The sequence below is a fragment of the Variovorax beijingensis genome, from assembly GCF_003951285.1.
Lineage (GTDB): Bacteria > Pseudomonadota > Gammaproteobacteria > Burkholderiales > Burkholderiaceae_C > Variovorax > Variovorax beijingensis.
Genome location: NZ_RXFQ01000001.1, coordinates 487,819 through 501,391 on the forward strand (window position 1 = coordinate 487,819; position 13,573 = coordinate 501,391).

A 13,573-nucleotide genomic window follows, 5' to 3' on the forward strand; every position below is an offset into this window, starting at 1 on the left:
GGGCTGAGCCTGTCGAAGCCCCTCTGTTTCGCACCCCAACATGTCTGACGCCGCTTCCCCCACCGACTACCGTTCCACGCTGAACCTGCCCGACACCCCCTTCCCGATGCGCGGCGACCTGCCCAAGCGCGAGCCGGGCTGGGTCAAGGAATGGAACGACGAAGGCCGCTACCACCGCCTGCGCGACGCCCGCCACGGCGCGCCCAAGTTCATCCTGCACGACGGCCCGCCCTACGCCAACGGCCAGATCCACATGGGCCACGCGGTGAACAAGATCCTGAAGGACATGATCACCAAGGCGCGCCAGCTCGAAGGCTACGACGCGCTCTATGTGCCCGGCTGGGACTGCCACGGACTGCCGATCGAGAACGCCATCGAAAAGCAGTACGGCCGCAACCTGAGCCGCGACGAGATGCAGGCCAAGAGCCGCGCCTACGCCACGGAGCAGATCGCGCAGCAGATGGCCGACTTCCAGCGCCTGGGCGTGCTGGGCGAATGGGACCATCCCTACAAGACGATGGATTTCGCGAACGAAGCCGGCGAACTGCGCGCGTTCAAGCGCGTGATCGAGCGCGGCTTCGTCTACCGCGGCCTCAAGCCGGTTTACTGGTGCTTCGACTGCGGCTCGTCGCTGGCCGAGTTCGAAATCGAATACGCCGACAAGAAGAGCCAGACCCTCGACGTGGCCTTCAAGGCGCACGAGCGCGAGAAGGTGCTCAAGGCCTTCGAGACCGACCACACGATCCTCGGCGACATCTTTGCCGTGATCTGGACCACCACCGCGTGGACCATCCCGGCCAACCAGGCGATCAACCTGAACCCGGAGATCGAATACTCGCTGGTCGACACCGAGCGCGGCCTGCTGATCCTCGCCAACTCGCTGGTCGAGATGTGCATGACGCGCTATGCGCTCGACGGCAAGGTGCTGGCCACGGTCAAGGGCGAGAAACTCGGCGGGCTCGAATTCGAGCATCCGCTGTACGACGTGGACGCCGGCTACCAGCGCCTGTCGCCGGTGTACCTGGCCGACTACGCCACCGCCACCGACGGCACCGGCCTGGTCCACTCCTCGCCCGCCTACGGCGTGGACGACTTCAACTCCTGCATCGCCCACGGCGTGGCCTACGACGACATCCTGAACCCGGTGCAGGGCAACGGCAGCTACGCGCCCGACTTCCCGCTCTTCGGCGGGCAGAACATCTGGAAGGCCGTGCCGGTCATCATTGCCGCGCTGCGCGACGCCAACCGGCTGCTCACCACCGAGACCATCACCCACAGCTACCCGCACTGCTGGCGCCACAAGACGCCGGTGATCTACCGCGCCGCGGCGCAGTGGTTCATCCGCATGGACGAGGGCGAAGGCGTGTTCACCAAGGACAAGGCGCCCAAGACGCTGCGCCAGACCGCGCTCGACGCAATCGAACAGACCAGCTTCTATCCGGAGAACGGCAAGGCCCGCCTGCACGACATGATCGCCGGGCGGCCCGACTGGTGCATCAGCCGCCAGCGCAGCTGGGGGGTGCCGATCCCGTTCTTCCTGCACAAGGATTCGGGCGAACTGCATCCGCGCACGATGGAAATCCTCGACCAGGCCGCCGACATCGTCGAGAAGGGCGGCATCGAGGCCTGGAGCCGCGTCACGGCCCTGGAGATCCTGGGCGCCGAAGACGCGCCGCACTACACCAAGAGCACCGACATCCTCGAGGTGTGGTTCGACTCGGGCTCGACCTTCTATCACGTGCTGCGCGGCACGCACCCCAACGTGCACCACGAGAGCGGCCCCGAAGCCGACCTGTACCTGGAAGGCCACGACCAGCACCGCGGCTGGTTCCATTCGTCGCTGCTGATCGCGTGCGCGCTGGAAGACCGCGCGCCGTACAAGGGCCTGCTCACGCACGGCTTCACGGTGGATGCCAAGGGCATCAAGATGAGCAAGTCGCTCAAGAACGGCATCGACCCGCAGGAAATCAGCAACAAGCTGGGCTCGGAAATCATCCGCCTGTGGGTGGCCGCGAGCGACTATTCGGGCGACATCGCGGGCGACGACAAGATCCTCGCGCGCGTGGTCGATGCCTATCGCCGCATCCGCAACACGCTGCGCTTCCTGCTGGCGAACACCAGCGACTTCGACATCGCCAAGGACGCGGTGCCGCTCGACCAGCTGTTCGAGATCGACCGCTATGCGCTCGCGCGCGCGGCGCAGTTCCAGGCCGAGATCCTCGCGCACTACAAGGTGTACGAGTTCCATCCGGTGGTGGCCAAGCTGCAGATCTACTGCTCGGAAGACTTGGGCGGCTTCTACCTCGACATCCTGAAAGACCGCCTCTACACGACGGCCCCGGGCTCGCTCGCGCGCCGCAGTGCGCAGACGGCGCTGTGGCACATCTCGCAAGCCATGCTGCGCTGGATGGCGCCGTTCCTGAGCTTCACGGCCGAAGAGGCCTGGAAGATCGTGGGCACCGGCAAGCCGGGCGAGTCGATCTTTGCGCAGACCTACAGCAAGTTCGCCGCGCCCGACGAGGCCTTGCTCGCCAAGTGGAGCCGCATCCGCGAGATCCGCGACGTGGTCAACAAGGACATCGAAGCCGTGCGCGCCGAAGGCAAGGTCGGCTCGTCGCTGCAGGCCAAGCTGCAGCTCAGCGCAGCGGCCGACGACTTCGCGCTGCTGGAGTCGCTGGGCAACGACCTGAAGTTCGTCTTCATCACCTCCGCCATCGAATTGGCGGCGGGCGATGCGCTGTCTTCGGTGGTGACGCCGAGCAGCGCGCAGAAGTGCGAGCGCTGCTGGCACTACCGCGACGACGTGGGCCACGACCCGGCGCATCCGACGATCTGCGGCCGTTGCACGAGCAACCTGTTCGGCGCCGGCGAGCCGCGGAGCTTTGCCTGATGGCGGCCGCACGCACCATGTCGGCATCGCGCTCGCGCAGCGGCAGCATCTGGCCATGGCTCGGGCTGGCGGCGATCATCCTGATCATCGACCAGTTCACCAAGACGCTGATCCTGGGCTACTACAAGCTCGGAGACGCAACCTACGTGACGAGCTTCTTCAACGTGGTGCGGGCGCACAACACGGGCGCCGCGTTCTCGTTCCTGGCCGACCACTCGGGCTGGCAGCGCTGGTTCTTCACGGCCATTGGCGTGGCGGCTGCGATCTTCATCGTGTGGATGCTCAAGTCGCACGCGGGGCAGAAGCTGTTTTCGTTCTCGATGGCCTGCATCCTGGGCGGGGCGATCGGCAATGTGATCGACCGGATGATGCACGGCTACGTGGTGGACTTTCTGAGCTTCCACGCCGGCGACTGGTACTTCCCGGCGTTCAATGCGGCGGACAGTGCGATCACGCTGGGGGCGATTTGCCTGGTCCTGGATGAGATACGGCGGGTTCGGCGGGGGAAGTAGCGCCTTTATCTAGGCGCGCGCGGGCGGCTTTTGGGAGCGCGCCCGGCAGGCGGCGCGGTCGGCCCCACCGTACCGCCTGCCGGGCACTGGTCGTGACGTTGCTGCCGCTGCCCTCACCCCGGCCCTCTCCCGGAGGGAGCGGGAGCAAGACGGGCCTCGACGCACGCGAGGGTTTCTCCCCACTTCATCGGCTGTCATAGCGGGGTCATACTGCCGCGGTGAAATGTAATCGATTACATGACACCGCACGATGAGCATCCAAGCCGTTGCAGCCAAAGCCGGAGTTTCCGTGGCCACCGTGTCGCGGGCCTTCAATTTCCCCGACAAGGTGACCCGCTCCACGCGGGAGCTGGTAGAGCGCGTCGCGCGTGAACTCGACTACGTGCCGAATGCCAGCGCGCGCACCTTGCGCACCCAGCGCAGCCGTGCGCTGGGCGTGGTGCTGCCGACGCTGCTGAATCCGACCTTTGCCGAATGCCTGCAGGGCATCGCGCGCGCGGCCATCGCCGGCGGCTACGCGATCATTCCGGTCACCACGGGCTACCAGCTCGACGAGGAAGAGCGTGCGGTCCACCTGCTTCTGGCCGGCAATGTCGACGGGCTGATCCTCGTGGTCTCCAATCCTTCCACGTCGGCCGCGCTGGCCCGGCTGCGCAGCACCGCCACGCCCTACGTGCTGGCCTACAACAGGCACCCCGACCATCCCTGCGTGACCGTCGACGGCGAAGCGGCCGTGGCCGATGCGGTAGCGCGGCTGGTGCTGCACGGGCATCGCCGCATCGCGATGGTCAGCGGCACGCTCGCCGCCTCCGACCGCGCGCAGCAGCGCTATCGCGGCTACCGCAAGGGCATGGCCGATGCCGGGCTCAAGGCGCCGCCGCTGATCGAGGTGCCGTTTGTCGAAAGCGCGGTCGATGCGCTCGCCGGCGTGCTGCAGGCGCCCGGCCGACCCACCGCATTGATTTGCTCGAACGACCTGCTCGCCATCCGCAGCATCCGCGCCGCGCACCTGGGCGGCCTCGGCGTGCCGGACGACCTCAGTGTCATCGGCTTCGACGGCATCGCGCTCGGCGAAGACCTGACGCCGGCGCTCACCACCATCGCACAGCCCAACGACGACATCGGCCGCCGCAGCGTCGAACTGCTGATCCAGGCGATGGCCGGCGGCACCACGCTGCAGGCCGATGCGAGCCTGCTGCTGCCGTACTTCTTCCGGGACGGCGAGTCGTGCGCGGCCGCGCGCGACACCACCGCCACCCGCTGATCGATCACCCCGCTACCACCGCCCCTCACCATCCAAGGAGCTCTTTCATGTTGTCTTTCCGTTTCTCCCGCATGGCCCGCCTGGGCCTGCTCGCCGCCGCGATTGCCGCCGGCAGCACCGCGGCCATGGCCCAGACCGCCATTTGCTACAACTGCCCCACCGAATGGGCCGACTGGGGCTCGCAGCTCAAGGCCATCAAGGCCAAGACCGGCATCACCGTGCCGGCCGACAACAAGAACTCGGGCCAGTCGCTCGCACAGCTGGTGGCCGAGAAGGCCAGCCCCGTGGCCGACGTCACCTACCTGGGCGTGACCTTCGCGGTGCAGGCCCAGAAGGACGGCGTGGTCGAGCCCTACAAGCCGGCCGCGTGGAAAGACATTCCCGATGGCCTGAAGGACCCGGCCGGCAACTGGTTCACCATCCACTCGGGCACGCTCGGCTTCATGGTCAATGTCGATGCGCTCAAGGGCAAGCCGATTCCGAAGTCGTGGGCCGACCTGCTCAAGCCCGAATACAAGGGCCTGATCGGGTACCTCGATCCGGCCTCGGCCTTCGTGGGCTATGTCGGCGCGGTGGCGGTGAACGAGGCGCGCGGCGGCACGCTTGACAACTTCGCGCCGGCGATCGACTACTTCAAGGCGCTGCAGAAGAACGAGCCCATCGTGCCCAAGCAGACGTCCTATGCACGCGTGCTGTCGGGCGAGATCGCGATCCTGCTCGACTACGACTTCAACGCCTACCGCGCCAAGTACAAGGACAAGGCCAACGTCGCCTTCGTCATTCCGAGCGAAGGCACGCTGGCCGTGCCCTACGTGATGAGCCTGGTCGCCAAGGCGCCGCATGCGGCCGAGGGCAAGAAGGTGCTCGACTTCGTGCTGTCCGACGAGGGCCAGGCGATCTGGGCCAAGGCCTACCTGCGGCCGGTGCGCGCGAGCGCAATGCCCAAGGACATCGAGGCGCAGTTCCTGCCTGCCAGCGAATACGCCCGCGCGAAGAGCGTCGACTACGCCCGCATGGCCGAGGCGCAGCGTGCGTTCTCCGACCGCTATCTGAAGGAAGTGCGCTGAAGAAGCCCGTGCCATGAAGTCATCGCCGGCCAATGCCTGGAACCCCCGCTGGCGCCTGCTGGCCTGCGCAGCACCCGCCGCGGTGTTCTTCGCGGCCTTCTGGCTGCTGCCCGTGGTGCGCCTGCTCACGCTGCCGGCGGGCAAGGGCTGGTCCACCTATTTCGCAGTGCTGACCGACTCGCGCTACCTGCAGAGCATGGCCAACACGGTGGCGCTGTCGGTGGCAGTGACACTGGCAACACTGGTGCTCGGCGCCGCCGTCGGCATCTATCTTGCGCGGCACGCCTTCGCGGGCAAGCGCATGCTGCTGTCGCTGCTCACGCTGCCGCTGTCCTTTCCGGGCGTGATCATCGGCTTCTTCGTGATCCTGCTCGGCGGGCGGCAAGGGCTGGTGGCCGACATCGGCGACAGCCTGTTCGGCGAACGCATCACCTTCGCCTACGGCCTGCTCGGATTGTTCCTCGCGTACCTCTACTTCTCGTTGCCGCGCGCCATTGCCACCTATGCCGCCGCGGCCGAGGCCATGAACATGCAGCTCGAAGAAGCCGCGCGCTCGCTCGGCGCCTCGCGCCTCTGCGTGGCGCGCGACGTGTGGCTGCCCGAGCTCGCGCCCACCACGCTCGCATGCGGCGCAATCCTGTTCGCCACCTCGATGGGCGCCTTCGGCACCGCCTTCACGCTGGCCAGCAAGTTCGAAGTGATCCCCATCACCATCTACAACGAGTTCACCAACTACGCCAACTTCGCGCTCGCCGCGTCGCTGTCGATTGCGCTGGGCCTCGTGACCTGGCTGGTGCTGTTCGCCGCGCGGCGCTTCGGCGCCAACCCGGTCGCGCGCTGAATCAAGGAACTCCTTCATGCGCAAGAACACGCAACCCCGCGCGCCCTTCCTGCTGGCCATCACCGTGCTCGTGAGCCTCTTCATGATCGCGCCGATGCTGCTGTCGGTGATGGCGGGCCTCGTCAACAACTACAGCGCGGGCCTGAAGAGCGGCCTCACGCTGCGCTGGCTCGGCGAGGTGTGGGAGAACTACGGCGGCACCGTCGGCTGGTCGCTCGCGCTGGCGCTGGCCTGCGTGGCCGGCACCGTGCTGCTGGGCGTGCCCTGCGCCTATGCGCTGGCACGCAGCCGCTCACGCGCCGCGCACATCTTCGAGGAGCTGCTCACGCTGCCGGTGGCGGTGCCGGGACTGGCCACGGCGCTGGCGCTGATCCTCGCCTACGGCCAGCTCACGGCCTTCCGCCAGAGCTTCGCCTTCATTCTCGTCGGTCACATGGTGTTCACGCTGCCGTTCATGGTGCGCACTGTGAGTTCGGCCTTCCAGCGCGACGACCTGCTCGCGCTCGAGGAAGCGGCCCGCTCGCTGGGCGCGAACTTCCGCCAGCGCTTCATGGGCATCCTCGTGCCGGCCGTGTTCCCCGCCATCGTCGCCGGCAGCCTGATGGTGTTCACGCTCTCGGTGGGCGAGTTCAACCTCACGTGGATGCTGCACACGCCGCTCACGCGCACCCTGCCCGTGGGCCTGGCCGACAGCTATGCCTCGATGCGCATCGAGATCGGATCGGCCTATACGCTGGTCTTCTTCGCGGTCATTCTTCCGGTGCTGTGGGGCCTGCAGTACCTTGCCAACCTGATGCAGAAACGCCATGGAACTTGAACGCATTCCCATCGACATCGCGAACTGCGCGAAAACCTACGCCGACGGCACGCGCGGCCTGCTGCCCACCCACCTGCACGTGGAGGCCGGCGAGGTGCTTGCGCTGCTCGGGCCCTCGGGCTGCGGCAAGACCACGCTCTTGCGGCTGATCGCGGGGCTCGAAGCACCCGACGAGGGCAGCCGCATCGTGTTCGGCGGGCAGGACGTCACCGATCGGCCGGTGGAGCATCGCGGCGTGGGCATGGTGTTCCAGAGCTATGCGCTTTTTCCGCAGATGACGGTGGCGGCCAACATCGGCTATGGGCTGCGCATCCGCGGCGTGGCGCCGGAAGAGGAAAGGCGCGCGGTGGGCGAGCTGGTCGACCTGACGCGCCTGCGCGGCCTGGAGAACAAGCGCCCCGCCGAGCTCTCGGGCGGCCAGCGGCAGCGCGTGGCGCTGGCGCGTGCCGTGGCCGTGCGCCCGCGCGTGCTGCTGCTCGACGAGCCGCTGGCAGCGCTCGACGCCAAGCTCAAGGAGTCGCTGCGCGACGAACTCGCCGAGCTGCTGCGCCGGCTGCACATCACGGCCATCCACGTCACGCACGACCAGCAGGAGGCCCTGGCCATTGCCGACCGCCTGGCGGTGATGAGCGCCGGGCGCATCGTGCAGATCGGCCGCGGCGAAGAGCTGTACCGCGCGCCGGCGCATCCCTTCGTTGCGGAGTTCCTGGGCCGCGTCAACCGTCTCGCGCGCGAAGCCGACGCCGTTGCGCAAGGCGTTGTCCGACTCGGCGGAAGCACCCTGCCTTGCCCACCCGCCTGGCGCAGCCATGCGATGCTGCTGGTGCGCCCCGAAGACGTCGAAGTGAGCGCGCCGCGGCCCGACTGGGGCGCCGCCACGGTCGAACGCCGCACCTTCCTCGGCGACCGCGTGCAGCTGCAATTGCGCGTGCAGGACCAGCCCCTGCTCGTGGCCGACGTGGGCCGCGACACGCCTTTCGGCCCCGGCGATCCTGTGGGCCTGCGCATCCAGCCCGATCGCCTGATGACGTCGCAGGAGACCATCGCATGACGACGACAGAAGACACCACTTTCCTGGTCCAGCTGACCGACCTGCACATCCGCGAGCCGGGACGCCTGGCCTATGGCCGCATCGACACCGCGCCCTACCTGGAGCGCGCAGTGCAGTCGGTGCTGCGGCTGCCGCAGCAGCCCGACGCCGTCGTGATCACGGGCGACCTCAGCGACTTCGGCCGCGCGGCCGAATACGAGCATCTGGCGCGCCTGCTGGCGCCGCTCACCATGCCTGTTTACCTGATGCCGGGCAACCATGACGAGCGCGACCAGCTGCGCCGCAGTTTTCCCGGCCATGCCTACCTGGCGGCGGGCGTCGGCTCGGCCGGCTTCGTGCAGTATTCGGTGCGCGTTGGCGCGCTGCGCCTGCTCACGCTGGACACCTGCGTGCCGGGCGCAAGCCACGGCGAACTGTGCGGCGAACGGCTGGCCTGGCTCGAGGAGCAGCTCGATGCATGCCGCGGCGAGCCGGTGGTGATTGCCATGCACCACCCGCCTTTTCGCACGCTGATCGGCCACATGGACGAGATCGGCCTGTTGCAGGGTGCCGAGGCGCTCGAGGCGCTGGTCGCGCGGCACCGCAACGTGGAGCGCGTGATCTGCGGCCACCTGCACCGCGCCATCGACGTGCGCTTCGGCGGCACCATCGCATCGACTTCACCGGCGCCGGCGCACCAGGTCTGCCTGGATCTGTCGCCCGATGCACCGTCGGCCTGGACGCTGGAGCCGCCGGGCTTCAGGGTCCATGCCTGGTCCGCCCGGGACGGCCGGCTCGTGACCCATCTGGCGGCTTCCGGCACCTTCGAAGGGCCTTTTCCCTTCCATGACAACGGAGCGTTGATCGACTGAGCCATACATGTGGAAAATGGGGCCGCAAACGAACAAAAACGAAAAGGATAGAAACCGGCATCCATGAAGCACCTCCTGAACCTGCTCGCCGCCGTCGCCCTGCTGGTGTGGGGCACGCACCTCGTGCGCACGGGCGTGCTGCGCGTGTTCGGCGCCAACCTGCGCAAGATCCTGGTGCAGAGCATGCGCAACCGCTTCACGGCCGCGCTGTCGGGCATCGGCGTCACGGCCCTGGTGCAGTCGAGCACCGCCACCTCGCTGATGACCTCCTCCTTCGTGGGGCAAGGCCTGGTCACGCTGCCGGCGGCGCTGGCGGTGATGCGCGGGGCGGACGTGGGCACGGCGCTCATTTCGGTGCTGTTCTCGGCCGACCTCTCGTGGCTGTCGCCGATGTTCATCTTCGTGGGGGTGGTGCTGTTCATTTCGCGCTCGGCCAGCATGGCGGGCCGCGTGGGCCGGGTGCTCATCGGCCTGGGGCTGATGCTGCTGGCGCTGCAGCTGGTGGTGGAAGCGACCGAACCTCTCTTTTCAGCGCCGGCCGTCCGGGTGCTGCTGGCCTCGCTCAACAGCGACGTGCTGCTCGAGATCACCATCGGCGCGGTGCTGGCGATCGTGGCCTATTCGAGCCTGGCCGTCGTGCTTCTGGTGGCGGCCATGGCCAGCTCCAACGTGGTTCCGCTGGATGTAGCGCTCGGGCTGGTGCTGGGCGCCAACCTCGGCAGCGGCCTGCTGGCGGTGCTGACCACGGCCAAGTCCGCCGTGCCGGTGCGGCAGGTCACGATGGGCAACCTGCTGTTCAAGGCGCTGGGCGTGGCCATCCTCGCGCCTTTCGTCGGGCTCTGGCTGCGCCATGTGCAGCCGCACGTGCCGAACGCGACCCACGGCGTGGTGCTGTTCCACCTGGCGTTCAACGTGATCATCAGCGTGGGCTTCATCGGCCTCACGCAGCGGGTCGCCACGCTGGTCACGAAGATGCTGCCGGTGCCGCCGCTGCCGGCCTCCTCCACGCGGCCGCATCACCTCGACCCCTCCGCGCTCTCGACGCCCTCGCTCGCCATTTCCAACGCGGCGCGCGAGGCGCTGCACCAGGCCGACGTGGTGGAGACCATGCTCATCGGCACGCTCGACGTGATCCGCCACAACGACCTGCGCCTGGCGCAGGAACTGCGGCAGCTCGACGACACGGTGGACGAGCTCTACTCGGCCATCAAGTACTACATGACGCGCATCTCGCGCGAGGCCCTTGGCGAGGAAGAAAGCCGGCGCTGGACCGACATCATCAGCTTCACCATCAACATGGAGCAGATCGGCGACATCATCGAGCGCGTGATCATCGACATCGAAGACAAGAAGATCAAGCCGCAGCGCAATTTCTCCGAGGCGGGCATGGCGGAAATCGTGGAGCTGCACGGACGGCTGGTCGCCAACCTGCGGCTGAGCATGAGCGTCTTCCTGAACGGCAACGTGCGCGATGCGCAGCGGCTGCTGGAGGAAAAGGCGCGCTTTCGCGACCTCGAGCGGGCCTATGCCACCACCCACCTCGACCGGCTCTCCGACCGCACCACGCTGAGCATGGAGACCAGCTCGCTGCACATCGACCTGATCAGCGACCTGAAGCGGATCAACTCGCACATCTGTTCCATTGCCTATCCGATCCTCGAATCGGCGGGCGCGCTGGCGCCGAGCCGGCTGCGCGAATCGCGGCTGGGGAAGATCGAGGGCTGATCGCGCGCGGGTTCGGTCAGTGCGCCGCAGGAAACGGCGGGGCCACGAACTGCTCCTGCCGGCGGCGCTGGCAGAAATCGATCAGGTCATCGAGCTCCGTGGCCTTGTCGAACACCGCGTCGGCGCCCAGCTGTATGCACTTGCGGCGCATCTCCGGGGTCAGGTAGTTGCTGAGCACCACCATCTTCTGATTCGGCTCGCGGTTGCGGCAGGCCTCGAGCACGCCGAAGCCGGTGCCGTCCTTGAGGAACAGGTCGACGATGGCCAGGTCCCACTGCGATAGATTGCCCGCGAGCCAGCGCGTGCCCTCGCTCTCGGTTTCGGCCTGGCCCACCGGATCGACCCGCGCCACCTCGCGCAGCGTGCCGGCCAGGTTCTCGCGGATGGCGGGGTTGTCCTCGACGATGAAGGTTCTGACGGTGTCCATGGCGCTGGCCTTCACTGGCTTTGCTGAAGGCTACAAAATGCACCTTGCACAAGACGCAGGCATGACACCCCACCCCGGGTAGGACAAGGCTGGCCCTCCAGCGAGCCAGCCGCGGCCCCAGCCTCAGAGCGTGAGGATGGTGCAGCCGGTGGTCTTGCGCGCTTCCAGGTCGCGGTGCGCCTGCTGCACGTCGGCCAGGGCATAGCGCTGGTCGATCGGGATCTTCACCGCGCCGCTCTGCACCACGGCGAACAGGTCGTCCGCCATGGCCTGCGTGCTCTCGCGCGTGGCAATGTGCGTGAACAGCGTCGGCCGGGTCACATAGAGCGAGCCCTTGGACGCGAGCGTGCCCAGGCCGATCGGCGGCACCGGGCCCGAACCGTTGCCGAACACGGCCAACAGGCCGAACGGTCGCAGGCAGTCGATGGAGCCTTCCCAGGTGTCCTTGCCCACCGAGTCGTACACCACCTTCACGCCCTTGCCGCCGGTGATCTCCTTCACGCGGGCCGCGAAGTTCTCGGTGCTGTAGTTGATGGCATGCGCCGCGCCGTATTCGAGCGCGAGCTTGCACTTGGCATCGCTGCCGGCCGTGCCGATCAGCTGCAGGCCGAGCGCCTTGGCCCACTGGCAGGCGATCAGGCCGACGCCGCCGGCCGCCGCGTGGAACAGAATGAAGTCGCCGGGCTGCAGGCCTTCCGCGGGCAGTGTCTTCTTCAGCAGGTATTGCGTTGTGAGGCCCTTGAGCATCATGGCCGCGCCGGTCTCGAAGGAGATCGCATCGGGCAGCTTGCAGACGTTCTTGGCCGGCATCACGCGCAGCTCGCTGTAGGCACCGGGCGGCTGGCTCGCATAGGCGGCGCGGTCGCCGACCTTCAGGTGCGCCACGCCTTCGCCCACGGCCTCGACCACGCCCGAGGCTTCCATGCCCAGCTGCAGCGGCATCTGGAACGGATAGAGCCCGCTGCGCTGGTAGGTGTCGATGAAATTCAGGCCCACGGCCTTGTGGCGGATGCGGATCTCGCCGGGGCCGGGCTCGCCCACCTCGACGTCGACGATCTTCAGTTCCTCGGGGCCGCCATGGCGGTCGATACGGACGGCTTTGCTCATCATCTTTGCAGTCTCCAGTCGCACAGAAAAGAAGAGGCGCATGGTGCCACGTTTGGCCTTTGCGCGGCGGGGGCGGGGAATGCCCGGTAGAGTCGGCGGCCATGCAGATCCAGCAGCGCCTCACGCCTTCCACCGTCTTCCTGCTCACCGTGCCGCCGCTGCTGTGGGCGAGCAATGCGGTGGTCGGCCGCCTGGTGCGCGACCTGGTGTCGCCGCTCACGCTGAACTTCGTGCGCTGGATCATCGCGTTCGTGCTGCTGCTGCCGCTCGCATGGCCGGTGCTGTGCCGCGGCAGTCCGATGTGGGCGCACTGGAAGCGCTATTCGGTGCTGGGGCTGCTGGGCATCGGTTGCTACAACGCATTCCAGTACCTGGCGCTGCAGACCTCCGCGCCGATCAACGTCACGCTGGTGGGCTCCAGCCTGCCGCTGTGGATGCTGGCGGTGGGCGCCATTTTCTTCGGCGCGCGTGTCGGCGGACGCGAGATCGGCGGTTCGCTGCTCTCGATGCTGGGCGTGCTGCTGGTGCTGAGCCGGGGCGAATGGCGGCAGCTGCTCGCGCTGCGGCTGGTGCCGGGCGATCTCTACATGATCCTGGGCACCATCGCCTGGGCGTTCTACAGCTGGTTCCTCGCGCGCACGCGGGAGCCGCAGGGCGTGCGGCAGGACTGGGCCGCGTTCCTGATGGCGCAGCTGGTGTTCGGCCTCGCATGGTCGGGCCTGTTCGCGGCCGGGGAATGGACGCTGACCGACGCCCGCATGGAACTTGGATGGCCGCTGCTGGCGGCATTGGCATTCATCGGCATCGGCCCGGCCGTGGTGGCCTACCGCTGCTGGGGCAGCGGCGTGCAGCATGCGGGACCGCAGGCCGCGAGCTTCTTCATGAACCTCACGCCGCTGTTCGCCGCGCTGCTGTCCGCGGCCTTCCTGCGCGAGCCGCCGCACTGGTACCACGGCGCGGCCTTTGCGCTGATCGTGGGCGGGATCGTGGTGTCCTCACGGCGCCCATAGGCGCGCGACAC

Annotated in this window: 12 protein-coding genes; 10 read left to right on the plus strand and 2 right to left on the minus strand. The window is 67.6% G+C overall.

What is annotated here, in order from left to right; genetic code table 11:
- Positions 1-40: 40 nt before the first annotated feature.
- The 9 genes from ileS (at position 41) to EJO66_RS02410 (ending at position 11,018) form a co-directional block, all read left to right on the plus strand.
- Positions 41-2,890: an isoleucine--tRNA ligase gene (gene ileS / locus EJO66_RS02370; protein ID WP_124957323.1), complete on the plus strand. Its 2,850-nt coding sequence runs from the start codon at positions 41-43 to the stop codon at positions 2,888-2,890.
- A complete protein-coding gene (gene lspA / locus EJO66_RS02375; RefSeq protein ID WP_124957324.1) occupies positions 2,890-3,402 on the plus strand; it encodes a signal peptidase II in 513 nt (170 codons plus the stop codon). The genes ileS and lspA overlap by 1 nt, the downstream gene beginning before the upstream one ends.
- Positions 3,403-3,652: 250 nt before the next feature.
- Complete coding sequence (locus EJO66_RS02380; RefSeq protein WP_124957325.1) at positions 3,653-4,666, plus strand: LacI family DNA-binding transcriptional regulator; 1,014 nt, start codon at positions 3,653-3,655, stop codon at positions 4,664-4,666.
- A gap of 47 nt (positions 4,667-4,713) precedes the next feature.
- Positions 4,714-5,733, plus strand: a complete 1,020-nt coding sequence (locus tag EJO66_RS02385) for an ABC transporter substrate-binding protein (RefSeq protein ID WP_420856667.1) — start codon at positions 4,714-4,716, stop codon at positions 5,731-5,733.
- A 13-nt stretch (positions 5,734-5,746) separates the two neighbouring features.
- A complete protein-coding gene (locus EJO66_RS02390; RefSeq protein WP_124957326.1) occupies positions 5,747-6,574 on the plus strand; it encodes an ABC transporter permease in 828 nt (275 codons plus the stop codon).
- A gap of 16 nt (positions 6,575-6,590) precedes the next feature.
- Positions 6,591-7,391 (plus strand): ABC transporter permease, encoded by an 801-nt coding sequence (locus EJO66_RS02395; RefSeq protein WP_124957327.1) that lies wholly within the window; start codon positions 6,591-6,593, stop codon positions 7,389-7,391.
- Positions 7,381-8,442, plus strand: coding sequence for an ABC transporter ATP-binding protein (locus tag EJO66_RS02400; RefSeq protein WP_124957328.1), 1,062 nt, complete (start codon positions 7,381-7,383; stop codon positions 8,440-8,442). The genes EJO66_RS02395 and EJO66_RS02400 overlap by 11 nt, the downstream gene beginning before the upstream one ends.
- The gene (locus EJO66_RS02405) at positions 8,439-9,293 is read left to right on the plus strand and encodes a phosphodiesterase (protein ID WP_124957329.1); all 855 of its coding nucleotides are present in this window, start codon (positions 8,439-8,441) and stop codon (positions 9,291-9,293) included. The genes EJO66_RS02400 and EJO66_RS02405 overlap by 4 nt, the downstream gene beginning before the upstream one ends.
- A 63-nt stretch (positions 9,294-9,356) precedes the next feature.
- Positions 9,357-11,018 carry a Na/Pi cotransporter family protein gene (locus EJO66_RS02410; RefSeq protein WP_125964559.1) on the plus strand — a complete coding sequence of 554 codons (1,662 nt, stop codon included), beginning with the start codon at positions 9,357-9,359 and terminating at the stop codon, positions 11,016-11,018.
- A gap of 16 nt (positions 11,019-11,034) precedes the next feature.
- Here EJO66_RS02410 and EJO66_RS02415 read toward each other — a convergent pair whose 3' ends face one another.
- A complete protein-coding gene (locus EJO66_RS02415) occupies positions 11,035-11,445 on the minus strand; it encodes a response regulator (RefSeq protein WP_125964560.1) in 411 nt (136 codons plus the stop codon).
- 123 nt (positions 11,446-11,568) lie between these two features.
- Positions 11,569-12,552, minus strand: coding sequence for a quinone oxidoreductase family protein (locus tag EJO66_RS02420; RefSeq protein ID WP_124957499.1), 984 nt, complete (start codon positions 12,550-12,552; stop codon positions 11,569-11,571).
- 101 nt (positions 12,553-12,653) lie between these two features.
- Between EJO66_RS02420 and EJO66_RS02425 the strand changes: the two genes are divergently transcribed.
- Positions 12,654-13,562, plus strand: coding sequence for a DMT family transporter (locus tag EJO66_RS02425; protein WP_125964561.1), 909 nt, complete (start codon positions 12,654-12,656; stop codon positions 13,560-13,562).
- Positions 13,563-13,573: the final 11 nt, after the last annotated feature.